Source organism: Novosphingobium resinovorum (genome assembly GCF_036352595.1).
Lineage (GTDB): Bacteria > Pseudomonadota > Alphaproteobacteria > Sphingomonadales > Sphingomonadaceae > Novosphingobium > Novosphingobium resinovorum_B.
This window is the reverse complement of record NZ_JAZFAX010000002.1, coordinates 13184-37568: the sequence shown is the minus strand read 5'-3', so window position 1 is coordinate 37568 and position 24385 is coordinate 13184. Positions and strand designations below refer to the sequence as shown.

16 protein-coding genes are annotated in these 24385 nt (G+C 66.7%); 7 read left to right on the top strand and 9 right to left on the bottom strand.

All coding sequences use genetic code 11. The features are described from left to right. Window positions 1-13: 13 nt before the first annotated feature. The 5 genes from V2S85_RS03120 to V2S85_RS03100 form a co-directional block, all read right to left on the bottom strand. The gene (locus V2S85_RS03120; protein WP_330701417.1) at window positions 14-1624 is read right to left on the bottom strand and encodes an amidohydrolase; all 1611 of its coding nucleotides are present in this window, start codon (window positions 1622-1624) and stop codon (window positions 14-16) included. Window positions 1625-1720: 96 nt separating this feature from the next. Beyond that, window positions 1721-4324, bottom strand: coding sequence for a M14 metallopeptidase family protein (locus V2S85_RS03115; RefSeq protein ID WP_330701416.1), 2604 nt, complete (start codon window positions 4322-4324; stop codon window positions 1721-1723). A 67-nt stretch (window positions 4325-4391) separates the two neighbouring features. Continuing rightward, window positions 4392-7436 (bottom strand): TonB-dependent receptor plug domain-containing protein, encoded by a 3045-nt coding sequence (locus V2S85_RS03110; protein WP_330701415.1) that lies wholly within the window; start codon window positions 7434-7436, stop codon window positions 4392-4394. Window positions 7437-7899: 463 nt separating this feature from the next. Next, complete coding sequence (locus V2S85_RS03105; RefSeq protein WP_330701414.1) at window positions 7900-9594, bottom strand: putative 2OG-Fe(II) oxygenase; 1695 nt, start codon at window positions 9592-9594, stop codon at window positions 7900-7902. A 156-nt stretch (window positions 9595-9750) separates the two neighbouring features. Beyond that, window positions 9751-10317 carry an XRE family transcriptional regulator gene (locus V2S85_RS03100; RefSeq protein WP_330701413.1) on the bottom strand — a complete coding sequence of 189 codons (567 nt, stop codon included), beginning with the start codon at window positions 10315-10317 and terminating at the stop codon, window positions 9751-9753. Between the two features lie 341 nt (window positions 10318-10658). Between V2S85_RS03100 and V2S85_RS03095 the strand changes: the two genes are divergently transcribed. The 7 genes from V2S85_RS03095 (at window position 10659) to V2S85_RS03065 (ending at window position 19022) form a co-directional block, all read left to right on the top strand. Continuing rightward, the gene (locus V2S85_RS03095; protein WP_330701412.1) at window positions 10659-11552 is read left to right on the top strand and encodes a LysR family transcriptional regulator; all 894 of its coding nucleotides are present in this window, start codon (window positions 10659-10661) and stop codon (window positions 11550-11552) included. 127 nt (window positions 11553-11679) lie between these two features. Continuing rightward, complete coding sequence (locus V2S85_RS03090; protein WP_330701411.1) at window positions 11680-12726, top strand: sugar ABC transporter substrate-binding protein; 1047 nt, start codon at window positions 11680-11682, stop codon at window positions 12724-12726. A gap of 22 nt (window positions 12727-12748) precedes the next feature. Then, on the top strand, window positions 12749-13513 hold the full coding sequence (locus V2S85_RS03085) for an ATP-binding cassette domain-containing protein (RefSeq protein WP_330701410.1): 765 nt from the start codon (window positions 12749-12751) through the stop codon (window positions 13511-13513). Beyond that, complete coding sequence (locus tag V2S85_RS03080; protein ID WP_330701409.1) at window positions 13510-14505, top strand: ABC transporter permease; 996 nt, start codon at window positions 13510-13512, stop codon at window positions 14503-14505. Before V2S85_RS03085 ends, V2S85_RS03080 begins: the two co-directional genes overlap by 4 nt. Further along, entirely contained in the window at window positions 14502-15539 is a 1038-nt protein-coding gene (locus tag V2S85_RS03075) for an isopenicillin N synthase family dioxygenase (RefSeq protein ID WP_330701408.1), read from the top strand. Before V2S85_RS03080 ends, V2S85_RS03075 begins: the two co-directional genes overlap by 4 nt. A 68-nt stretch (window positions 15540-15607) precedes the next feature. Further along, entirely contained in the window at window positions 15608-17995 is a 2388-nt protein-coding gene (locus V2S85_RS03070; protein WP_330701407.1) for a TonB-dependent siderophore receptor, read from the top strand. A 64-nt stretch (window positions 17996-18059) separates the two neighbouring features. Continuing rightward, window positions 18060-19022: an isopenicillin N synthase family dioxygenase gene (locus V2S85_RS03065; protein WP_330701406.1), complete on the top strand. Its 963-nt coding sequence runs from the start codon at window positions 18060-18062 to the stop codon at window positions 19020-19022. Between the two features lie 74 nt (window positions 19023-19096). Here the strand turns inward: V2S85_RS03065 and V2S85_RS03060 are convergent, their stop codons facing one another. From V2S85_RS03060 to ubiG, 4 genes are all read right to left on the bottom strand, one after another. Continuing rightward, window positions 19097-20563, bottom strand: coding sequence for an efflux transporter outer membrane subunit (locus tag V2S85_RS03060; protein WP_330701405.1), 1467 nt, complete (start codon window positions 20561-20563; stop codon window positions 19097-19099). After that, complete coding sequence (locus V2S85_RS03055) at window positions 20563-22134, bottom strand: MDR family MFS transporter (RefSeq protein ID WP_330701404.1); 1572 nt, start codon at window positions 22132-22134, stop codon at window positions 20563-20565. Before V2S85_RS03055 ends, V2S85_RS03060 begins: the two co-directional genes overlap by 1 nt. A 1-nt stretch (window position 22135) precedes the next feature. Then, a complete protein-coding gene (locus V2S85_RS03050; protein ID WP_330701403.1) occupies window positions 22136-23308 on the bottom strand; it encodes an HlyD family secretion protein in 1173 nt (390 codons plus the stop codon). A 319-nt stretch (window positions 23309-23627) separates the two neighbouring features. Further along, window positions 23628-24377 (bottom strand): bifunctional 2-polyprenyl-6-hydroxyphenol methylase/3-demethylubiquinol 3-O-methyltransferase UbiG, encoded by a 750-nt coding sequence (gene ubiG, locus V2S85_RS03045; RefSeq protein WP_330701402.1) that lies wholly within the window; start codon window positions 24375-24377, stop codon window positions 23628-23630. Between the last annotated feature and the right edge of the window lie 8 nt (window positions 24378-24385).

The window sequence follows — 24385 nt, the reverse complement described above, 5'->3', positions numbered from 1 at the left end:
TGGGATGCCCCGTTCACTGGCTGCCGACGGCAGGCGGCCAGGACAGGCCGAGCTGGTCGAGGTAGGTCTTGTACTTCTTCGGATCGTAGTAATACTTCTTCATCTCGGGCCGGAATTTCTCCATGATGTCGGCGTTCATCTCGATATAGGGCGCCTCGTTGGTCAGGACCGGCTGGTATTTGGTATCCTTGGTCTGGACGTCGGTGAAGTAGCTCTTGGCCGCCGCGACGAGTTCGGGGCGGGTCAGCAGGTCCACCATCGTCATCGCCATCACCTTGGCCCCGGCCACCGCGCCCTTGTGCGCGATCGGGGTGGCCATGGTGATCGCGTTGGACCAGTTGTGCCCGGGCAGGTTCGGGATGTTCGAGGGGAAGCGCACGGTGATCGTCGGCCGGGTCCACGAAACGTCGCCGATGTCGTCGGAGCCGCCGCTCTTGGGCTCCTTGTCGGGCGGGGTGAGGGGCTTGATCTCGGTGTCGAGGCCGTCCTCGTCGCCGGCCACCAGCTTCTGCACCTGCTTGGCGAAGGCCTGTTCCTCGGGTGTCCAGGCGGGCAGGCCGACCTGCTTGATGTTCTCGTAGGCCGCCTCGGCCATCGGGCGGTTCATGTGCTGGGGCGCCGCAGTGCCGATGATGCGGCTGGCGACCGTGGTGTCGGTCATCATCGCGGCGGCATCGGCGATCTTGCTGCCGATCTGGTAGTTCTTGCGGATATTGTCGAAAGTCTGCTCGCGGAAATAGTACCAGACCGTCGCGGTGGAAGGCACGACGTTGGGAAAATCGCCGCCGTCCTTGATGACGTAGTGCGAACGCTGTTCGGGCCGCAGGTGTTCGCGGCGGAAGTTCCAGCCCGCGTCCATCAGCTCGACCGCGTCGAGCGCGCTGCGCCCGCGCCACGGATTGCCCGCCGAGTGCGCGGATTCGCCGGTGAAGGTATAGAGCACCGAAATACCGCCGGTTCCTTGCGGCTGGCCCCAGGCGGTCTGCAGGTTCGAGCCGACGTGGGTGAACAGCACCACGTCGACGTCCGAGAACATGCCGTCGCGCACGAAGAAGGCCTTGGCCGCCACCGGCTCCTCGGCGACGCCGGGCCAGAGCTTGAGGGTGCCGGGAATCTTCTCGCGCAGCATCAGATCCTTGACCGCGAGCGCGGCGGCGACGTTCACCGCCTGGCCGGAATTGTGGCCCTCGCCATGTCCCGGCGCGCCGGGGACGAGCGGTTCGCGCCGCGCCACGCCGGGCTTCTGGTTCGCCTTGGGAATGCCGTCGATGTCGGAGCCGACCGCGATCGTCGGGCCGCCCTGGCCGTTCGTCCACACCGCGGTCCAGGCAGTCGGCATGCCGGCGACGCCGCGCGTCACGGTGAAGCCGTTCTTCTCCAGGATGGCGGTGATGTATTTCGAGCTTTCGACCTCCTGCATCGCCAGTTCGCCGAAGCTGAAGATCGAATCCACCATTTCCTGAACGAGCTTGGCGCGCTTGTCGACGCCGGCGATGGCATCGGTCTTGAGCGCTGCCAGTTTCTCGGGCGCGATCGATGCGGCGGGCGTGGCCGTCTGGGCCGACGCACAAGGCGCGGCGAGGGCAAGGGCCAGCGAACACAGCGGGAGGGCAAGGGTCTTCATCGGAGCAACTCCGTCAAACAGGATTGAATGTCTCGGGAAAGAGCGGGCAGGTCGCTGGGTGGTGCGACCTGCCCGAGTGGGTGGTCCGGAGAAAACTCAGGGAGCGATCAGGCTGTCGAACAGCAGCTTGTAGGTGCCGTGGGCCTGGTCGCGGTGTTGCGGGCGGAAGCCGATCAGCACGACTTCTCCCGCGCCGTGCTTGACCGAGACCATCGCCGCCTTGCTGGCGATCTTGTCCTCGCCGAGCAGCCAGCCGCTGCGCAGTACATTGCGATCGACGTAGCTGGCGATCACGGTCACCGCGTCGTTGTGGATGCTGGGCTCCACCTCGTAGGCCTGGTTGCCGGCGGTGAAGATCGCCAGCGCGTCCTTCGGCATGCCCATGGCATAAGGGCTGGCGGTATCGACGTTGATCTTGAGCGTCGAGCCCGGGCTCCAGAACTGCTTGGAGGGTATTCCCGCCAGCACGTCCTTCACCGGCAGGTCGAACTTCTCGATCGGCAGTGCTCCGGCGCGGCCGAAGGTCACAAGCCGCCCACCCGCCTTGACGAATTCGTCGAGCGCCTTGGAGCCCGCGTCGCCAAAGCCGCTGACGTACTGTGCCGGAACGCCCTCCAGGCTGTCCCACGGGCTTGGCTTCTCGCCCTTGCCGAGCACGCCGGTCATCGCCGAGACGGCATCGTCGGGCAGCACGATCACGTCGTACTTCTTGCGCAGGTTGCCCGCCTTGATCTCGGCATCCATGACCGAGCTATAGGGGTAGGCGTAGCTTTCGAAGAGGAAGCGCGTCCAGCCCTCGTCGATGTTGCCGCCGCGATAGCGCTTGAGCATGGCCACGCGCGGGGTCTTGACCGGCGCGGAGCCGGTGACGCCGCCGGACGAGGCGAAATCGACCCCGGTAGTGCCCGCGATCGACTGGGCCGAGCCCGCCGAGAGCCCGCTCACCACGAAATCTCCCGCTTTCGCCGTCCCCGATGGCGCGGTGACGCGGGTGACGCTGGCGCCCGCCTTGATCGCCAGGTTGACCGCGTGGAAGCTGTCGTTGAGCGCGCCGCTCAGCAGGTAGGGGCCGCCGCCGTCCACTTTCCCGGCAGGCGCCAGTATGGCGGCGACCGGCTCGAGGCTGGCGGTCACGGCGGTGGCCGCGGGCGTGCTCTCGACGCCCATGAACTCGGTCAGCGCATCGGTGGACATGTCGTAGGGCCGGATCGGAGTGCCGTCGGCGGTGCGGGCGTAGACGTCGTCGGGAAAGTGCGTCTCGCCCAGCAGCCAGCGCACCACGCCCATCTTGGGCTGGCTCATCGGCACCACGAAGCTGCCGGCCGGATAGACCCGCCCTTCGTGGACGAACTCGGCCGGGGCGCGGTAGACGTTGACGCCCTGCAGCAGCAGCGCGTTGACCAGCTTGTCGACCGTCAGCGGATCATGCTGGTCGATCGAGATGATGTAGGCCTTGGTCTCGCCGGTGGTGCCGCGCTCCACCTGGCGCTGGGCCTTCAGATACATGTTGCGCAGCACACGGTCCTTGTTGCGCGCCGCCGTGTCGACCAGCGACCACGAGGTTACGAGCTGGCGGTCGACGATGTCGCGCGGGCGCCACCAGCCGCCGGGCCAGGGAGCGGGCATATTCATTTGCGCCTTGTTGTCCGGCACCGCGCGCTGGCCGCCCTTGAGCTGGTCCGGGTGGACGTAGAGCGGGGTCGCCAGGCTGGCGCTGGCGGATTCGTCCAGCATGCCGGTGATGTTGTGGAACGGCGTGATCCAGTGGAACCCGAAATGGCCCCAGCCCGAATAGATGGCATCGCCGATACCGCCGGAAAGCTTGGCCTTGTCGAGGTCATAGGCCATGTTGGATCCGTACCAGGTCATCTCGCGCCACACGAGCGGGTCGCCGAAGGGGCGGATCGGATCGGTGTAGGGCGGGATCGAGATACGCGGCGAATACTGGCCCATCTGGTGATGGTCGATGTAGGCTTCCGGAATCCAGTCGCGGAACAGGATCGCGCCCAGCAACTTCGATTCCGCCTGGGTCTGCATGAAAGCGTCGCGGTTGTTGTCGTGGCCGACGTACTTCTGGTAGAGCCACGGCATCGCGCCGCCTTCGTAAGGCGTGCCGACGTGCTTCATGTACCAGTCCTGCACCATGTCGTGCCCGTCCGGGTTGAGCGAGGGCATGACGATGGTGATGACGTTGTCGAGGATGCGCTGGGTGTCGGCGTCGGTCTTCGTCACCATGCCATAGGTGAAATCCACCGAGGTCAGCGATGCAGCGATCTCGCTGGAGTGCAGGTCGTAGGACTGCAGGACCACGGCCTTGCCGTCGCGCACGATGCGCTCCAGTTCCTCTTGCGGCACCCCGCGCGGATCGGCGAGCTTGAGGTTCATCTGGCGATATTCCTCCAGCCGCGCGAGGTTGGCGGGCGAGGAGATGAACATCGCCAGGAACGGGCGGCCTTCGGTGGACTTGCCCAGTTCGACGATCTTGATCCGGTCGCTCGCCTTCTCCAGCGCGCGATAGTAGTCGACGATCTTGGCATAGGGTTCGAGCTGGCGGTCGGCGCCCATCCGGTGGCCGAACCAGCTTTCCGGCGTCGGCGCGGAAGACTGGGCGAACACGGGGGCGGGAACGGCGGCGCACAGCGCCAGTGCCAGCGCCGCGGATTTGAGGAACCTGGGATGCGACCTATTTGCCAAACGCATCATGATGAACTCCATCGATCGGTGAAACGGCCGGATGGAGCCGGGACCATCCCGGCTCCCGGGAAGGTCAGAACTGCTTGGAAATCGACATGAAGAAGTTGCGCCCGAGGACATCGTAAGTCGATGCATCGTATGTCGCCGGCGTGTTGGAGTAGGACGGCGGTGCCTTGTTGAAGATATTGGTCACGCCCATCCGCATCGACACGTCGCCTTCGAACTGGAAACCCAGGTTGAAGTCGAAGGCATGGTAGGCGGCGATGCCCTTCGGCGCGCTGGCCGAAGTCACTGAGTTGGAGTGATCCATCTTGTCGATGAAGCGCCACGTCAGCGAGGCGTCGAACTGGTCGTCCGAGTAGCCCAGCGTCGTATTGGCCTTCCACTTCGGGTGCGAGATGCCGGCATCGGTCTCGATCGTGAAGCCGATCGTTCCGGCATAGTCGTAAGTCGGGCCGCCGGGCAGGGTCTGCACCTTGAACTTGTCGAGGTAGCTGACCACCGTGCGCAGGCGCAGCGAGCCGGGAGCACCGATGCCGAGATCCTGCAGGCCCAGGCGCCAGTCGAACTGCACGTCGATGCCCTGTACCTCGAACGTACCGAGATTGAGCAGCGGCTGGCTGGTCGGCGGCTCCAGCGTACCTTCCGGGGCGCGGGACAGCAGCTGGCAGTAGTAGTTGTTGTTGTCGTAAGTCGGATTCGAGGTTCCATCGGCATTGAAGCAGTACTGTACCGATTGCGATACGCCCAGGACGCCGATCGCGTCGCTGATCTTGATGTTGTACCAGTCGACCGACATGCTCATGCCGCTCAGGATCGGCGAGGTGAAGGGCGAGGTGAACACCGCGCCGAACGACCAGGTGTCGGCGGTCTCTTCATCCAGATCCGGGTTGCCGCCGGTCAGCGGGAAGATCTGAGAGGTGCCGATGAAGCCGGAGGTGGAGTCTCCATACGTGCTTTCGTTCATGCCTTGGGCGAGGCACAGCGCCTTGACCTGCGCCTCGTTGGGCCCGGCACGATACGAGGAGCGGTAGTCGCAAGGGTCGCCGGCCAGCACGGTGGGCGATGCCTGGCCGATGCTGCTGCTGCCGGTGGAGACCGGGGCGTAGAGTTCGCCCACGCTCGGGGCGCGGATCGAACGGTTGTAGCCGCCGCGCAGGCGCACCTGATCTACCACCTGCCAGTCGAAATCCGCCTTGTAGGTATGCGCGCCGCCGATCGAGTTGTAGTCCGAATAGCGATAGCCGAGGTCGAGGTTGAACTGCTGCACCAGCGGCAGGTCGTGCAGGACCGGCACCAGCATTTCGGCGAACAGTTCCTTCACGTTCACGCTGCCGCCGGACGAACGCAGAACCGAAAAGCCGATGACGTCGCTGGTGCCGTCGGGCTGGTTGAGGCCGTCGTCTGCCTTGAAGGTGAAGGCGTTTCTGCGATAGCTGGCACCCAGCGCGAAGCGCACGTCGCCCGCCGGCAGCTTGAACAGGCCGCCCTGCATGGTGGCGGAGACGATGTCCTGCTCCATGCGCGTGGTGTTGAGCGTGTCGCGCTTGACGTAGTCGGCGCAGGCGTCGGAAATCGGCAGGTTGCCGAAGATGTTGAAGTCGGTGCAGTCACCCAGGCCCCCGGTCGGGCTGGCCAGCAGCGCCTCCATGCGCGAAAGGCTGAGGCCGCCGGTCTGCCCGTTGCGGAAGTTGGACGAACTGCGGCTGCCATAGAGTTCCCAGGTCAGGTCGCCGATGCCCATCTTGCCGTTGAGGCCGGCCATGAACTGCCAGACGTCGTAGTCGTAAGTCTGGCCACGGTTGCCGATGGCATTCCACGCCTTGTAGAACTGGAAGTCCGCCGTCGGATCGGGGCGCGATGCCAGGATCGTGCGCAAATCCGCAGGAATGAAGTAGCTGTCGTAGGGAATGTTCTGAAGATAGACGTTGTTCGACAGCGTCGTGTTGACGATCGAATACTGCGAATAGGTCGTGTAGTTGAACTGGGCGAAGGCGGATATGTCGTCGGTCAGGTCGTAATCGACCCGGCCCATCGCCGAATAGCGCTCCATTTCCGACTGGATGTCGCCGCCGGTGAAGCCGAACTTGAACTGCTCCGCCGGCCCGAAGATCGAGTTGCCCGAACTGACGAAGTAGGCATCGTCGGTCTCCACGCCCTTGAAGTTGACCACCGGAGCGTTGTTGGCGGTATAGAGCGTGCCGTCGTTGTTGAAGCCGATTTGCGCGCCGCCACTGTAGTAAAGGCTACCGTTGCTGGCGACGAATGGCGTATATCCGTACTTTTCGGCGAATACTGAGTTGACGGCCGCTAGCGTCGGTTCATTGCCCGTGAACAATGCCGAACCGTAAGGATTCGCGGCATTTCCGGTCTCTTCCGTGCGATCCGGATACCAAGGGCGCTTGCGCCGCTTGGCACGATCGCGCTTCGAATAGTCGAGAGCCACGAAGGCACGGCCGCGACCATCGTCGAAATTGCCGCCACCGACCGCGGAGATACGGTAATTTCGGCCGTCACCGTAGTTGGAGATGCCGGTCTGACTCTTGATGTTGAGGCCGGTGATGTTCGACTTCAGGCGGAAATTGACCACGCCCGCGGTCGCGTCCGAACCGTAGGCGGTCGATGCGCCGCCGGTGATGACCTCGATATTGCCGATCACGGCCTCGGGAATGGTGTTGAGATCGACTGAACCGTCCGGGTTCGACGGCTGCATGCGCTTGCCGTCGAGCAGGATCAGCGTGCGCTTCGAACCCAGGCCGCGCAGCGTCGCGTAAGCCTGGCCGCCGGAGAGCCCGGTGCTGGTGGTGGAGGTGTTGCTCTGGCCCAGACCGCCCGCAAACTGCGGCATCTGGGACAGTGCGCGCTCTACTGTGAGCTGCCCGGTGGCCTCGATCTGCTCCTCGCCGACCGAGACGATCGGGCTGTTGGCCTTGTAGTCCGGCCGCGCGATCAGCGAGCCGGTGACGACGATTTCCTCGGCGACGTTTTCTTCCGCCGGGGCTTCCTGGGCCATCGCCGCCTGCCCGAGCGGCAGCGCCAATGCGGAACTTCCCGCGGCGATGTAAAGTGCAGTGCGCAGACGATCGATGCGCCAATGGCGCTGATTGAGACTGTCCATCATGGGCTCATCCCCTTGTTTTGAGCGACACGAACTGAACACCCTCTCCGGATGATTTTCTTGTTATTTGCCCTGTGAATTCGATGTGCATTGGTTGAAGGTGCAGAAGATCGTTACCGAAACCACAATAAAGTGCATCGGAATACACGCGCTTGTTGCTCCGGACACGGATTAGCGTGCGCGGATACGCGTCGGCCTTGGCGGCTCTGTCTCTGTTGATTTGGATATGTCTATAACAGTACGGCCGGATTCGTTCGCCGTACTGTCCACCCGCACCAAGAGTGACCCATGGAGAATTTATGTCAAGCGGAAATTCTCTTTAGTGGTCCACTATGCTGGATTTTAACCGACAGGCGGTTGCGGTGTTTCTCATGATATTGTTATTGTTATATAATATACCAGACGGCCGACTGTTTCAAGGAACCGGCGGGGCTTTTCCTGGCATCACCGCTGCTGATTCGTGTCAGGCACCGGGCAAGGCGGGCACGATGTCGAAGGCGATGCTGGTCCGGTAGCCCTGGCCGGTGAAAGCCACCGTCGAATGCCACATGCAGGAGGGAAACAGCACGAGGTTGCCCGCCGCCGGCTGCACATGGAGCTGCGCTTCGAGATCAGGCACGCCCGGCCTTCCGAATTCCAGCCAGCCTTCGCGTTCGCCGCCACTGTTCTCGGGAAGATCGACGTGGAGTGCGGAGGAGATCCAGCCCTGCGGATGGACGTGCGGCAGGTGCCGTCCGCCCGGCCGCAGGCGCACCGACCACATCCCGGCGAACCTGCGCCCCTTGCCAAGCCGCGCACGCAGCACGTCCGTGCCGGTGCCGAGGCCGTGCAGGTATGTCTCGATGGCCGGCGCAAGCGCCTCTGGCAGCGCCTTCAGCGCCGGATCGTGCGACAGCAGCAAATTGCTGGCGGTCTGGCTGCCGCCCCGCAGCGACTGGTCGAGCGGATGGGCGTCGAAACGGTGCAGGCGGTGCAGCGCCTGCCGAAGATCGGCCAGATAGGCTTCGCGGTCGCTCCAGCCTTGCGGCGCGGCGATGGCGATGCTGCGCACGACCCGCGCGTAGTCGTAGAGTTCGGCCGCGCGTGGATCTTCCAGCAGCCGCCATGCCGTCCACCGCGCGGCGACGAGGCCCTGGTCGAGAGGCGCGCGGCTCAGCATTTCCTCGACCAGCGCCAGTGCCGCACTCGCCTCGTGACTGGCGAGCAGCGCGTCTGCAAGCACGCGCCGGACGGCCTGCGACGTCGGCGCCAGAGCGGCGCCCTGGCGGGCGTGGACGAGCGCGGCGGCGGCGTCGAACGGAAGCGCGAGTGCGGCCGCCGCGGCCTGCGCCTGCGGATCGCCGCGATCGATGGCCGCGAGCAGCGCCGCATAGCCCTCGCGCGGCATTCCGGCCGAGGCGAGGAACGAGGACTGCAGCATGGCGACGGTGCTGCGCGGCATCCCGGCGGCATGGGTCTCGATCCGGGCGAGCACCGCGTCGATCCCGTCGCCCCGCATCCAGGCGAGCTGGGCGAGGTCGCGCAGGGCGTCGAAGTAGCCCGGACGCAGCGTCAGCGCCGTGACGAAAGCGGCTTCGGCCTCGTCGAAGCGGGTCTGGCTCTGCAGGGCGCGGGCGAGAACGAGGCGGGTCTCGGGCGCGGGGCCGCCCAGCGCGATCGCCTTGCGTGCCTGCGCTTCGGCCTCGGCGGCATGGCCGGCATCGCCGAGCGCGGAGGCGAGATTGTGGTGGGTGGCCGCCTTGCCGGGATAGAGCACGGCGATGCGGCGACGCTCCGCGACGCGCTCCTCGGCGCGGTCGAGGGCCTGCCATGCGCGTGCCCGCTCGACCAGCAGCGCCTGCGAGGGGCGCGCGGCGGCAGCGGCATCCCGGGTGCAGCGGATGGCCTCGACAGGCTGGCCGCCGGCGTTGAACAGGCGCGCGAGTTCGGTCGCCGCATCGTCGAGCGCGGGCGCGATGGCGAGGGCGCGGATCTGGCATCGGCGTGCTTCGGCGCCATCGCCGGAGAGGCGGGCGATCACGCCTTTCATCGACCAGCAGCGCGCAGTCGTGGCAGGCGCCGGGCCGGTGCGCAGCACGGCGTCGATCTGCGCGAGCGCCGGACCGGGATGGCCCGCGCGCATCAGTTCGGCCGCCTTGTTCAGGCCTGTCATCGGCATGGCTTGGCCCCCATCGTGCAAATCATGCTCGGCAATATCCCGGCGCCGCTCGCCGTACTTGCGACGGGAATGCTAACGCGGCGTGCTGCGGTGCACAATCCGCCGCGCGAGGCATGGTCCCTCATCCTGACCAGACGAGGAACCGGGCGATCCCTTTCAGGACATCACGATCAGCAAGGCTTCGGCGCGTTCCCCGGTGGTGTTGCGGATCGCATGCGGCAGGTCCGCCGGATAGCGCGCGATCGCGCCTTGCCCCACCAGCGCGGTGGTTTCCGCGCAAGTCACCGCCATTTCGCCGACCAGCACGGTGAGGTGCTCGTGGCTTCCCGCAGCGTGGGCTTCGGAAGCCAGTTCCGCGTGCGGCTCCAGCGTCAGGTGGTAGAATTCGAACTGGCCGACGCTGTGCGCGGGGCTCAGGATCTTGAGCAGGCAGCGGCCGTCCTCGGTGCGGATTTCCGGCACGAAGCTGGCGGCGGTCAACTCTATGCTGCCGCGCCGGCCGACGTGCTTGCCGCCCACGAACTCGCCGATCTCGACGCCGAGTGCCTTGGACAAGTGCCACACCGTCGCCAGCGTGGGATTGGCCTGCCCGCGCTCGATCTGCGAGAGCATCGAGCGCGAGACGCCGGACGATGCCGCGAGCGCGTCGAGCGTCAGTCCATGTTCCTTGCGAAGCTGGTGCAGCTTCGGACCGATCGCCGGTGGATCGCCTTTGCCTAGCATGACACCTCACGAATATGCGGTTGCCGCTGGATTGGAAGATACCCTGAAGAAAACGCCCCACGATGCCGCCCGGTCGGAGGGTCACCCGAAACGCCTTAGGGAATGATGAACGAAGTTGTCTGGGAAAGCGGCGCTTGTCGGACGCGATGCTTTCAAGTCGGGAACGGGACGGCGCTGGATCTGACACTGGAAACGGTCACCGGCACTCGATGACGAGAAGCCGGAACCGGCGCGAGTCCACCCACTCGTGCAAGATGCGACGGGCATCCTATCACGGTTGTTCGATGCCGCAACATGGCGATTATCGTTGCAAGGCGCTGCAAGCCTGCGAACATCGGCGCGTGCTTTCCAGATTCGCCTTATACTTCGACGAAGTCGCGCGGCGCGGCTCCATCCGGCGCGCGTCGGAATTCCTCAACGTGGCCTCGTCCGCCGTGGACCGCCAGATCCTCAAGATGGAGGCCGAACTCGATGTGCCCCTGTTCGACCGCAGGCCGCACGGACTGCGGCTTACGGCGGCGGGCGAAGTGCTGGTCGGCCTGGTGCGGCGCTGGCGCCGCGAACTGGCGATCGCCCAGGCCCAGATCGACGAGTTGCGCGGCCTGCGACGCGGCGAGGTGACGCTGGCGCTGGCGGAAGGTAGCGCCGAACTCGTCAGCCGCGTGCTGCTCTCGTTCCGCAATCGCTATCCGGGCATCATCTTTCACCTGCGGATCGCACCCTCGCAGGCGATCGTCGATCTGGTGCTGTCTTCGGCGGTCGATGTCGGCGTCACCTACAATCCGCCCGACCGGCAGGACTTGCGGGTCGAGCGCGCGATCGTCTCGCAGATCGGCGCGGTGCTGGCGCCCGATCATCCGCTGGCCGCAGAGGTGGAAGTGACGCTGGCGCAATGTGCGGACTATCCGCTCGTCGGGCCGGATGAAGGACACTCGCTGCGCGCGGTCATCGACAAGGCCTGGTCGCACAACCTCGACGGATTGCCGCGCTTCTCGGCGAGCGCCAATTCGGTGGAACTCATCAAGGCGCTGGTGATCGGGCGGATCGGCATCGGCCTGCTGACGCCGCTGGACATCGTCTCGGAAGTCGAACGCGGGGTGCTGCGCTTCGTGCCGCTCAAGGGCACCAATATCCCGCTTTCGGTGCTGTCGATCATCAGCGCTTCGGGACGGCAGTTGTCCCCGCCCGCCGCGCTGATGCTGCGGCACTTTGCGGACGGCGGCATCGAATCCTGACGGCACGGCGTCTGATCGCCTGGTGGTTTGCCTTTTTTCGATCCGTGATGCCGCAAAATTGCTCTGGATTAGAGCGCTCGCACCTGCAACAAATCTGCGCGGGGACAAGCGATGAGGCGGCATCACCATGACGGGGAATGTGAACCGGCGCGCATTGTTGGGCAGGGGGCTGGGCAGCGTGCTCGGCTCGGGCTTCGCCTTCGCGGTGCTGGGCGGTTGTGCAAGATCTGGCGCGCAGGGGGGCGATGACCTTGGTGGGGCGCGCTCGGTCGCCTTTGCGATCGGCACGCCGGGTTCGGACTTCGTGCACGAGATTTCGCTGGGCTGCGCCGATGCGGCCGAGGCGCTGGGCTGGCGCTTTTCGCGCGTGCTCAATGCCCAGCCGACGCCCGATGCCCACGTCAACGCGATCCGCCAGGCGGTGACCGCGCGCAACGACGTGGTGGTGACGGTGGACTGGTACCAGGCCGTCGTCGAGGAAGTCGCCCGGGCGCAGCCGCAGGGCACGCGCTTCGCGATGGTCAATTCGCTCAACAACCCGGAGGGCATGGCGAAGTACCAGGTGCCGTTTTCGGGCCAGAACCCTGGCGATGTCGGGCGGCTGCTCGGCGGACGCATCGCGCGGGAACTGGCGAGGCGCGGGCAGGCGCGCGGGGCGGTGCTGGTGGGCAATCCGTTTCCGGGCTCGCTCAATGTAGAGGAGCGCATCGCCGGCATCGCCGAGGGGCTGAAGGCGCAGCCGGGCCTCAGGATGGTGAGCTTCGCCGACGGTTCGGCCGCCGATGCGGCGACTTCGGTGGCGCTCTACAAGGCGAAGATCGGCGAGACCGGGGACGTCGTCGCCCATGCGGCCGCAAGCGGCGAGATGGGGGCGGTGCCGCTGCTCAAGGCGCTCGACGAACTGGGCGGCGCGGCGCCACTGGTGGCGAGCACGGTCAGCAGCCTGAAGATGCTCGATTTCGTCAAGCGGGGCCAGGTCGCCTTCGCGCTCGACGAGAACCTCTACATGCAGGGATTCAGCGCGGTCATGCTGGCATGGTCCACGATGGAGCGCGGCCTGGCGCCGCTGCAGACCGCGCCGGGTTGCACCTGGGTGGAGCCGGGCAACGTCGATGCCATGATCGCCGGATACCGCAAGCGCAGGGAGGCGGCGAAGGCCCATGGGCTGTCTTGATCCGCACCCCGGCGAACTCCCGGTGACACGCCCCGCGGCGAGCGCGGCGATGGGGCCGCTGCTCGTCGCAGAGGGGCTGACCTGCCGCTACGGCCGCGTCACGGCGCTCGATGGCGTGGACATCGCGCTGCGCCCCGGCGAGGTCACGGCGCTGCTCGGCGATAACGGCGCGGGCAAGTCGACGCTGATCTCGTTGCTCTCCGGCGTCCGCCAGCCGAGCGGCGGGACGATCGCCATGGCGGGTGAGCCCTGCCGTTTCGACAGCCCCGCCGATGCACGCGCGGTCGGCATCGCCACCGTGTTCCAGACGCTCGCGCTGGTCGAGGACCGTTCGATCGCCGAAAACCTGTTCCTCGGGGCAGAGCCGGTGCGCTTCGGTTTCCTGCTCGACCGGCGCCGCATGCAGCGCGAGGCGAGTGCCGTGTTCGAGCGGCTGGGTGTCGTTCTGCCCCCCGTAGGTACCGCTGTGCGCCACCTTTCGGGCGGTCAACGCCAGGCTATCGCCGTCGCGCGCACCGTCCTTGGCGGTGCCCGCGTGGTCATCCTCGACGAGCCGACCGCCGCGCTGGGCGTGCGCGAGACGGCGCGCGTGCTCGACCTCATCGGCAGGCTGAAGGCGAGCGGGGCGGCGGTGCTGCTGGTGAGCCATAACATGGACAACGTATTCCAGGTCGCCGACCGCGCGGTGGTGCTGCGCCTTGGGCGCAAGGTCGCGGACCTGGCGCTGGCGCAGACGAGCCGGACGCAACTGGTCGCCAGCATCGTCGGCGGGGAGGAAGGCGCATGAGCATCCAGGCCCTGTTCCGCCGCGAAGTGGCGATCGCCGTGGTGGCGGCCGCTCTCTATATCGGCTTCGCGCTCAACGCGCCGCATTTCCTCGATGCGCAGACCCAGTTCGAGATCCTGCGGGTGACCGGCTTCACCCTGCTCGTGGCACTGCCGCTGACGATGCTGGTGATCGCCGGTGAGGTGGACCTTTCGATCGGCTCCAACCTCGGCCTCGCCAGCGTGGTGACGGCGGTGGCGATCGTCGACTGGGGCTGGAATCCCTGGGCTGCGGCGCTCCTCGCGGTGGCCATCGGCGGCGGGGTCGGGTTGGCGAACGGCTGGGTGGTGGTCCGGCTGGGAGTTCCGTCGTTCATCCTGACCATTGGTATGCTCAGCCTGCTGAGGGGCCTGGCGCTGGTGGTGACGATGGGCCTGTCGATCGACATTCCGGGCGAGATCGAGAGCACTTTCTTCGCATTCGCGGGCGGCAGTGTCGGGCCGGTTCCGGCCCAGGTGCTGTGGGCCCTGGCGTCCTTCGCGGTGACCGGCTTCGTGCTGCGCCAGACGCTGTTCGGGGCCTGGCTCTATGCCACCGGCGGCAACTTGCGTGCGGCGACGCAGATGGGCCTGCGACCCGGTACGGTGAAGATCGCGGTGTTCGTGGCGCTCGGTCTGTGCTGCGGCCTCGTCGGTGCGCTGACCACCGGATGGCTGCGGCTGGGTGCGCCGAATACCGGCACCGGCGGCGAATTATCGACGATCGCGGCGGTCATCATCGGCGGGGCGGCGCTCAGCGGCGGCGTCGGCACGGCCACGGGCACGCTGATCGGGGCGCTGATCGTCTCGATGCTGCAGATCGGGCTGGTGCTGATGGGGGTGCAGGGCAACTGGGTGCAGGTCTGCGTCGGCGTGCTGATCGTCGCGGCGGCCGGGGCCGAGCCGCTGCTGCGGGCTGACGGACGGCTGGCGCAATGGGTTCAGGGACTTTCGGACAAGAGGGCCACGGCATGACCGCGCAGCTTCGCTACGACGCGGCGGAAGCCATCGCGCGGGACGGGATTCCGGTGATCGACTTCGCGCCGTTCCTTTACGGTTCGACGCAGCAGCGCGCCACGGTCGCCGTCGAGATTGACCGCGCCTGCCGCACGATCGGCTTCTTCTACCTCGTCAACCACGGCGTTCCGGAAGGGCTGCGCCAGTCGGTGCTGGCCGAGGCCCGTGACTTCTTCGGCCGCTCGCTCGACGAGAAGATGGCCTGCGCGCCGCTGCTCGACGGGCAATGGTGCGGCTACCTGCCCGCACGCGGCGCGGCAGAAGGGACGAAGCCGGGCGGCTCGCTGACCGAGGAAGGGCGCAAGGCCAAGACCGTGTCGGGCGGGTCGCTCGAACAGTTCAACATGATGCGCGTGCGCCTGGCGGACGATCCCGAATATTCCAGTCCGGACCCGATCTACCAGCACAATCGCTGGCCGGAAGGCGCTCCGGGCTTTGTCGAGACGATGATCGTCAACCAGCGTGCGCTGCTGTCCCTCGCGGGCGAACTGATGCGTGCCTTCGCCATCGCCCTGGGGCTGGATGAGGCGCACTTCGTGCGCCTCCACCGCAGTCCGCTCGCGACTTTCGGGCTCAATTTCTATCCCGAGCCCTCGCCGGGTGCAGGCGACGTCGGCGTGGGTGCGCATTGCGATGCCTCGTCCTTCACGGTGCTGCTGCAGGATGACGTCGGCGGCCTCGAAGTGCAGACGCGCGACGGCCGCTGGATCGCCGCGCCGGTGGTGCCGGGCGCCTATGTCATCAACATCGGCGATACCATGATGGCCTGGACCAACGGCCGGTTCGTCTCGACATTTCACCGCGTCGTCAGCCGCAAGCCGCAGGATCGCTTCTCGGCGACGATGTTCGTCAACCCGGACCGCGACGTCGTCGTCGAACCGGTGGCGGCACTCGTCGATGACGCGCATCCGCCGCTCTACGAGCCGTTCCTGAACGACGACTACATGCGCGGCTTCTTCGTCAAGTTCTACGATTCGATGTTCAAGCCATGACGCCCCGGGGGGCGCCGAGAGGAAGCCGGCGGGGCCACGAGGCAACGACAGGTTAGGGGAAGAAAACGATGAGGACCGGCCAGTTCAAACGCGGCGCCGCGGGCGCCGCGATCGCTACCGCTTTGTCTGCGTCCGCCGTGCCCGCGATGGCGCAGGTGGATGCGACGGGCAAGGACGTGAACGTCACCACCGATGCAGCGGAAAGCGGCATTCTCGTCCAGGGCACGCGCACCAAATCCGCGATCCTGCCGGGCGAGAGCAACGCCACGGGCCTGAACCTCGATGCCGTGGAGACGCCGCGATCGGTCTCCACCGTGTCGCTGCAGATGATGGACCAGTACAGCCTGACCACCATCCGCGACCTGACGGCGGTGACGCCCGGTGTGTTCACCGCCAGCTTCTACGGCGTCGATGGCTCGGTGAACATTCGCGGCGAATATGCGGACAACTACTTTCGCGGTTTCAAGCGCGTCGAGAACCAGGGCACCTACATCACTCCGATCGAGGGCGCGCTCAGCCTGGAAGTGGTGCGCGGCATCGCTTCCCCGGCCTATGGCGGCGGCCGTTCGGGCGGCTACGTCAACTTCGATCCGCGCGGCGGTCGGGCGGAGCGGTTCAAGGACGGCCAGGACGCCTTCGGGCAGATCGATCTTTCGGCCGGCACCTACAAGATGTTCCGGGGCGAGGTCGAGTACGGCACCCCGTTCAGGATCGGCGACTACGACGCGGGCGTCGACGTCTATTACGAGCACTTGCAGGGATCGCAGTATTTCCATGGCATCGAGCCCAGGCACGACCTCGTACAGGTCGGTTTTGCCACCGACCTGCCCGGCGGCTGGGAATTCCAGGCGGGCGGGCAATACTACACGGCGGAAGGCATGCAGGGCACTACCGGCGTCAACCGCCTGACGCAGGCGCTTGTCGATGACGGGACGTACACCTCGGGCACGTTCCTGGCGCAACTGGTTTCACCGGGCGCGGATTACATAACGCCGGCGGATATCGTCGCGGCGGGCGGGGTGACCAAGTATTACGGTGCCAGCAATGCCTATTCGACGCTCGATCCGGCGACGATCAAAGAGGTCAAGCTGTCGCGCCGCGCGGTGGTGACGTCCGACTACGACTTCGGCAAGGCGGAGACGACTACCGCCTATTTCGATCTCAGCCACGATGTCGGACCGGGTGTGTTCAAGGTGCAAGGCTTCGTCGATGATCTCAACGCCGATTCCTACAACAGCTATGGATTTGCCAAGACCCTGCGCGATCAGGCGAAGGAGTTTCGCGTTTCGTTGACCGGGGCGGTGAACCCGGCACCGTGGTTCACGATGAACTACGTCGGCGGCTTCGGTTATCGCCACTACAAGGCGGATGAAGGCTACGTCTTCGCGCGGGGCTACATGGTTCTCGACCGGCAGGACATCTCGGTCGGCGCGACGCCGGACGACATCTTCAATCCGGTCTACGTGAGCGGCGAGCCCTGGGACCAGTTCTACCATTCGCGCGTCGAGGACTTTGGGGTGTTCTTCAACGGCTCCGCAACGCTATTGGGAACGCTGATGCTGACCGGCGGCGCGCGCTACGATGCCTATGACGCGAAATCGCGCAATACCGGCTTCGTCGACTTCGCGGTGCCGACGGGCATCGACTACCATGATGCGCAGGACGTGGTGAGCTGGTCCGCTAGTGCCAGCCTGAAGCTGCCGTGGGGCGTGGTGCCCTATGTCACCAGGGGGCGCTCGTTCGCGCCGGAAACCTCGCAGGGCGGGGCGGTGACGCCGGGCAACGTATCGGCGGGCACTTGGCTTTCGCCCACCAAACTTACCGAAGGGGGCATCAAGGCCTCGCTGTTCGACGACCGGCTGTTCGTCGGCCTCTCCGTCTACAAGCAGCAGCGGCGCCAGTCGGAACTGCTCACCGGCAACTTCGTGGGTGCCACCACGCGGGGCTTCGAAGGCGAACTGCGCTGGGCGGTGAACCGGCACTTCGGCCTTTCGGGCGTGCTGACGCGGCAGAAGACGAAAGTGTCGGGCTGCTCGTTCCTGGTCGTGCTGCCCTCGCAGTTCGGGCTGGACGACAACAGCGGCTGGGGCTTCAACTACCAGGCATCGACATGTTCCTTCGCCGGATACGGGCAGGGCTATGTCGATCATACGCAGCCGCGCTGGGTCGCGGGCGTCTTCGCCAACTACGAGATGGGCAACGGCTTCGGCATGACGCTGGGCGGCAACTATATCGACAAGACCAGCGGACAGTTGCCGGGCGCGCCGGTGTTTTCCGACTACGTCCTGATGCGCGGTTCGGCCCACTATGACTTCGGCCGCTTCCGCGTCTCGGTCAACGTCAACAACATCCTCAACGAGCGCTACTTCATCCCGCAGCGATCGACCGAGACGGAAGCTTCGGCCATGCCGGGCGAGGGACGTACCGCGATTCTCAAGCTTACCGCACGCTTTTGACGTCCACCCTGCGGGGCCGGCGGTGTCGGCCCCGCCTTTTTGCATCTTCTCAGGAGACTTGCCGATGGCATTGCCGCCAGCGGACACGCCGGATCTGCCGGTGATCGATATTGCGCCGCTGCTTTCGGGCAGCCCGGAGGGCGCCCGCGCAGTGGCGCGCCGGATCGGCGATGCCTGCCGCTCGGTGGGCTTCTTCTACATCGCCGGGCATGGCGTGCCGCAGCCGCAGATCGACGCCGTCTATGCCCATTCGCGCGCGTTCTTCGACCTGCCGTTGCGGGACAAGACGGCGCTGACGATCTCGCGCTCGATGAACAATCGCGGCTATGCCGGCATCGACGACGAGAGCCTCGATCCCGATGCGCCCGCCGATCTCAAGGAGGCCTTCAACGTCGGCCGCGAGCCCGAGGGCGACGAGGCGTTCGCGCCTGGCGATGGCAACCAGTGGCCCGACCTGCCGGATTTCCGGGACGCCATGCTCGCCTACTACACCGCGATGCGCCGGTTGGGAGAGGAACTCCACCGGGCTTTCGCGCTCGATCTGGACCTGCCCGAGGACTTCTTCGCGACTTCCATCGACCGCCCGCTGGCGACGCTGCGGCTGCTGCGCTATCCGCCCGCCACCGCCGAGGAGGAGCGGCCCGGCGCGGGAACGCATACCGATTACGGCAACATCACCATTCTCTCGCAGGATATGACCGGCGGCCTGCAGGTGTGCCTGCGCGACGGCCGCTGGCTGGATGCGACGCCGATCGCGGGCACCTTCATCTGCAACATCGGCGATTGCCTGATGCGCTGGAGCAACGACATCTACACCTCGACCCCGCACCGCGTGTTCAACACCGGCGGGAAGGTGCGGCATTCGGTGGTGTTCTTCTTCGACCCCAACGCCGATGCCTGCATCGCCTGCCTACCGCACTGCGCCAGCGCCGAGCGGCCCGCGCGCTACGCTCCGGTCCTGGCCGGCGATTACCTGAAGCAAAAGCTCGACGCCACTTACGCATTCCGCAAGAGCCCCGAGGCGTGAGCCTCGAAGTCCGATTGGAAATCCGGCAGCAGCCGCCCTGAAATTCCCGATTTCGGGAATTTCCGATCAGGCATTCAGCGCCGGGGTGCGGCCTCGTCCGCGCTCCAGCCGAGGCCGAGTGCCTTCTGCACGGCGATGTAGTCGATCGTCAGCTGCGCCTTGGCCTGAGCGAGGGCGATCGTCGAGGATACATGCTGGCGCTCGATGTCGAGCTGATCGATCAGCGAACTGGTGCCCGCCTCGAAACGCTGGCGGTTGAGCGTGGACGCACTGTCCGCGCTGCGCTCGGCACCGGCTAGCTGCGCCAGTTGCCGCCGCGTGGCGCCGAAGCGGGCGAGGCTGTCCTCGGCATCCTGCAGCGCGGCGAGGACGGCCTTGCGGTATTGCGCCTCGGCCGCGTCGCGCTGGGCCTCGGCCTCGCGCACCGCGCCGCGGCTGCGACCGAAGTCGAGCAGCGGGAAGCTGAGCTGCGGCATCAGCAGCGCCGCGAGGTTGCCGGGATCGAGGACGTCGCCGGGCTCCGTACCGCCGAGGCCGAGGATGCCGGAAAACTTGATGCCCGGCAGCGCCTTGGCCTTCTGCACGCCGATCTGCGCGGTGCCGGCGGCAAGGGCGCGCTCGGCCGCGCGCACATCCGGGCGGTGGGCGATGAGCAGGGCGGGATCGCCGATCGGTACCGAGGCAGGCGGGAGCGGCACCGGGGTCGGCGCGGCCAGCGTCCCGTCGAGATCGCCCGGTACGCGGCCGGTCAGCACCGCCAGCGCATCCTTGTAGATCGCGATCTGCGCTTCCAGCGGCACGTTCTGCGCATCGGTGGCGGCAAGGTCCGTCTCCAGCCGCTGTACCTGCAGGCGCGAGGCGGTGCCGGCGGCGAAGCGCTGGCGCGTCAGTTCCAGGGCGCTGCGCTGCAGCTCGCTCGACCGGGCGTTGAGGCGGGCGCGGTCCTCGACATCGCGCAAGTTGACGTAGGACTGGGCCACCTGTGCACTCAGCGCGACTTGTGCGTCGGCAAGATCGGCGAAGCGCTGGTCGAGCGTGGCGCGCGCGGCTTCGACGCCGCGCCGCTTGCCGCCGAACAGGTCAGGCTCCCACGAGACGTTGGCGCCGACGTTGTAGAAGTTGAGCGAGGACGATCCGCCCGAGGAGGATTCGCCGCCCTCCGCGCCGTCGTCCCCGCTGCTTCCCAGCGACGTGCCCGGCAGGCGGGCGTGGACGTACATGGCGTTGCCGGACAGCGAGGGCAGCAATTGCGCGCGGCCCTGTTCCAGCTTGGCGCGGGCTTCGCGCAGGCGCGCCTGCGCGGCGTCGATGTCGGGGCTCTGCGCCAGCGCTTCGTCGACGAGGCGGCTCAGCACGGGATCGCCGAGCGTGTCCCACCAGCGCGCCAGTCCCGGACCGGTGTTCAGGGCGGGATCGCCGGCGCGCACGAATGTCCCGCGCGTGGCCGCGGTCGCGGCGACCTGCGGCGGCCCGGCGTAATCGGGGCCCATGGTGCAGGCGCCGACGCTGCCGGCCAGGAGGATGAGGACGGCGCGGTGCATCAGTGCATTCCCGCCAGCGAGGCATTGCGCGGCAGCGGGCGCAGGAACAGGACGAGCGGCATGACCGCGAGCGTCACCAGGCTCATCGCGAAGAAGATGTCGTTGTAGGTCATGACGAGCGCCTGTTGCTGGATCTGCTGGCCAAGCAGCCGGATGCCGGCGGAGGCGTTGCCCATCGCCTGGCCGAGGCCGGAAACGTAACCCTGCACGTCCGGGGAGTTGGCGTTGAGGGTCTCTTCCAGACGCCGCGAATGGAGCCACATCCGGTTCTGCTGGACGATCGAAATCCCGGCCAGCGCAAAGCTGCCGCCAAGGTTGCGCATCGAGTTGAACAGGCCGGAGGCATCGCCGGCATCCTCAGGCGGCACCGACTGCACCACCGCCTGGCTCAGGAACAGCATGCCCATGATCTGGCCGACGCCGCGCATCAGCTGGGATTCGGTGAAGTCGCTGCCCACCGAGTCCGCCGTCAGTCCGGTCTCCATCCAGGCCGACAGTCCCATGATCCCCATGCCGAACAGCACCGCGATGCGGATATCGAGATAGCGCAGTAGCAGCGGCACGAAGGGCATGAGCATGATGCTGGGGATGCCTGAAAGCAGCACGACCTGACCGGACTGCAGGGCGTTGTACCCGGCGATCGCCGAGAGGAACTGCGGGATCGCGTAAGACGTGCCGTAAAGCACCACGCCCAGCGCCATCCCCATCAGCGCTACTGACCCGAACTGCCGATCGAGCAGCAGCGCCAGCTTGATGACCGGACGCTTGGCGGTGAACTGCCCGTAGAACAGCAGGATGAACCCGACCACGGTAAGCGCCGCCATCTGCTGGATGAGGCCGGAGGCGAACCATTCCTCGCGCGATCCTTCCTCCAGGAACACAGTCAGCCCGCCCATGCCCAGCGCCAGGCCGAGGATGCCGATCCAGTCCGCCTCGCGCAGCAGGTGCAGCTTGGCCGGCTGGTGCGGCAGCCCGACCACCAGCAGCAGGATGAGGATGAAGGAGACCGGGACGTTGAGGAAGAAAGCGTAGTGCCAGCTCACGTTCTCGGCCAGCCACCCGCCGACCAGCGGGCCGATCAGCGGGCCGAGGATGGCGACGACGCCGAACGCGGCGGTTCCCATCGACTGCTGGTGCGGCGGCAGGCGCTGGGCGATGATGGTTTGCGCGGTGGGGATCATCGCGCCCCCGGTGATGCCCTGGCCGACGCGGCCGATGATCATCACCACCAGCGAATTGGCGAAGCCGCACAGCACCGAGAACCCGGTGAACAGCGACACCGCGATCAGCAGGAAGGTGCGCAGGCCCAGCAAGCGCTCCAGCCACGCGGAGAGCGGGATGATGATGATCTCGGCAACGAGATAGGCGGTGGCGACCCAGGCGCCTTCGGTGCCGGTGGCGCCGATCTCGCCCTGGATGGTCGGCAGCGCGGAATTGACGATCGAGATGTCGAGCGTGGCCATGAGCGCGCCGAGCGTACCCGCGGCGACCGCCAGCCAGGCGCTGAGATCCGCGTTCGCCGGGCGCGCGCGCGGCTCGGCGCGAGCGGCGGGAAGGGTGCCGGTCGCCACGTCAGCGGCCCTTCGTTTCGAGCCGCTCCTGGTCCTTCTGGATGCGGTCGATCTCGCCCTTGCCGCCGCGCGTATCCACGGTGACGCGAAGCGACAGGCCCGGCACCAGCACCGCGCGGGCGGAGGCCGGTGCCTCTATCGCGAGGCGTACGGGGACGCGCTGGACGATCTTGGTGAAGTTGCCGGTGGCGTTCTGCGGCGGCAGGATCGAGAACTGCGCACCGGTACCTGGCGAGACGCTGACGACGCGCCCGTCGATCTCGATTCCGCCGAGCGCATCGACCGCGATCTTGGCGGGCTGGCCGGGCCGCATGAGCGCCAGCTGCGTCTCCTTGAAGTTGGCGACGACGTAGAGCTTGTCGAGCGGCACCACCGACATCAGCCGGGTGCCGGCCTGTACGTACTGGCCGACGCGTACGGTGCGGTCGCCGATGCGGCCCTTGATCGGCGCGGCCAGCCGGGTCGCGGAAAGGTCTATGCCCGCCGCCTTGAGCTGGGCCCTGGCGCCTTCGCCCTGGGCCTCGGCCTGGCGGACCTGGGCGCGCATGCCGGTGACGCGGCGGCGCTGCATCTCGAGCGCGGCGGACTGCTGGCGCACCTGCTGGGTGGACTGGTCGGCGGCGAGCCGCAGTTCGGCCAGTTGCTGCCGGGTCTCGGCTCCGCTGGCGGCAAGCGGGATGTAGCGTGCGACTTCGGCGGCGTCGTGCGCGGCCTTGTCGCGCGCGGCGGCAAGCTGCGCCTCGGCCTGCAGGATCGCGGCCTGCTGCTCCTCGATTCCCGCACGCGCGTTTTCGGTTCCCGCCACGGCCTGGGCGATCTGTGCCCGCGCCTGGGCGACCTGGGCGTCATAGTCTCCGGCATCGATGCGAACCAGTTGCTGTCCAGCCGCGACGTCCTGATCGTCGCCCACGAGGACGTCGGCGACATAGCCGCTGACCTTCGGGGCGATCGAGACCGCATCGGCGCGGATCTGCGCATCGTCGGTTTCCTCGAAGTACTGGCCGTAGGTCTTGTAGCGGACCACCCAGATGGCGATCCCCACCAGCACTACTGCCGCCAGCACCATCAGCACGGTCCTGGTCCGCCCGCTCAGGCCGCGACGACCCGGGCTGGTGGTGGTTGCGCCGCGCGATTCGGGTTCCACGTTCGGGGTGGAGGTCGTTTCTTCAGCCATCGGTGCGGGACATTGCGGCAAGCGGCCATGCCGTCAAGGCCATCATATCGCCCGGACGCTTCCCATCGCCGGCAATATCGCGACTGCGGCTTGTCGATTTGCCGGCTCGAGCGTAGCATGCGACTCAATGAAGAAAGCATCCGGAGAAGGGTGTATGGAGAGGTACGATCCCAGTATTCAAAGGTGCGCATTCGGCACCTTGTGCGGCATGAGTGGTATCGCTTTGGTGCTGTTCGGTGCCGCTTTGGTGCTGTTCACCTGACGCGTGGCCGCCCGCCGTCATGGCGGGCGGTGGCGGTGTCGCTACGAAAACATGGCCTCAGCGCAGGCGCGCGGTGACGATGTAGTTGAGCGCCAGGTCGTCCGACAGGTGCAACCCCTTGAGCGGCGACCAGGAAATACCCCTGGGCGTACCGAGGTCGAGCCCGGCGCCTTCTGCCATTTCGCGCAGTTCCTCGGGGGTGACGAACTGGCTCCATTCATGCGTTCCGCGCGGCACATGCCCCAGACGTTCTGCGGCTTCCACCAGCAGCACGCGGGAGCGCGCGGTGCGGTTGGGGCAGGACAGGATCATGAGGCCGTCCGGCGCCAGCGCTGCGGCAAGGCTGGCGATGAAGGCGGCCTTGTCGGCGACATGCTCGATCACCTCCAGCGAGCAGACGAGGTCGAAGCCCGACAGGCCTAGCGAGCCGAGTTCGCCCGCGCGGTAGTCTATGGCCAGGCCCATCGCTGCGGCGTGGCCACTGGCGGCGGCGATATTTTCCGGCGCGGCATCGACCCCGGTGACGCTCGCGCCCATGCGTGCCAGCGGTTCGCACAGCAGGCCCGCGCCGCAGCCGGCGTCGAGCGCACGCTTGCCGGCGAGGGGCTTCAGGCCGCGCGAATCGGTGCAGAAATGGCCGTCGATGGCTTCGCGCACGAAGCCGAGCCGAACCGGGTTGAGCTTGTGCAGCATGGCCGACGAGCCCTTCGGATCCCACCACTCGGCAGCGAGGGCGCCGAAGTGCGCGGCCTCCTTCGGATCGATTGTTGCGCCAGAGGAGGGAAGAGAGGCAGTTGCATTGTCCATGATCCCCC

Coding starts and splice junctions, on each gene's coding strand:
- V2S85_RS03110 (WP_330701415.1), bottom strand. CDS start 7,436: ATGGACAGTCTCAATCAGCGCCATTGGCGCATCGATCGTCTGCGCACT.
- V2S85_RS03100 (WP_330701413.1), bottom strand. CDS start 10,317: ATGCTAGGCAAAGGCGATCCACCGGCGATCGGTCCGAAGCTGCACCAG.
- V2S85_RS03115 (WP_330701416.1), bottom strand. CDS start 4,324: ATGCGTTTGGCAAATAGGTCGCATCCCAGGTTCCTCAAATCCGCGGCG.
- V2S85_RS03075 (WP_330701408.1), top strand. CDS start 14,502: ATGACCGCGCAGCTTCGCTACGACGCGGCGGAAGCCATCGCGCGGGAC.
- V2S85_RS03070 (WP_330701407.1), top strand. CDS start 15,608: ATGAGGACCGGCCAGTTCAAACGCGGCGCCGCGGGCGCCGCGATCGCT.
- ubiG (WP_330701402.1), bottom strand. CDS start 24,377: ATGGACAATGCAACTGCCTCTCTTCCCTCCTCTGGCGCAACAATCGAT.
- V2S85_RS03065 (WP_330701406.1), top strand. CDS start 18,060: ATGGCATTGCCGCCAGCGGACACGCCGGATCTGCCGGTGATCGATATT.
- V2S85_RS03090 (WP_330701411.1), top strand. CDS start 11,680: ATGACGGGGAATGTGAACCGGCGCGCATTGTTGGGCAGGGGGCTGGGC.
- V2S85_RS03105 (WP_330701414.1), bottom strand. CDS start 9,594: ATGCCGATGACAGGCCTGAACAAGGCGGCCGAACTGATGCGCGCGGGC.
- V2S85_RS03050 (WP_330701403.1), bottom strand. CDS start 23,308: ATGGCTGAAGAAACGACCTCCACCCCGAACGTGGAACCCGAATCGCGC.
- V2S85_RS03080 (WP_330701409.1), top strand. CDS start 13,510: ATGAGCATCCAGGCCCTGTTCCGCCGCGAAGTGGCGATCGCCGTGGTG.
- V2S85_RS03060 (WP_330701405.1), bottom strand. CDS start 20,563: ATGCACCGCGCCGTCCTCATCCTCCTGGCCGGCAGCGTCGGCGCCTGC.
- V2S85_RS03120 (WP_330701417.1), bottom strand. CDS start 1,624: ATGAAGACCCTTGCCCTCCCGCTGTGTTCGCTGGCCCTTGCCCTCGCC.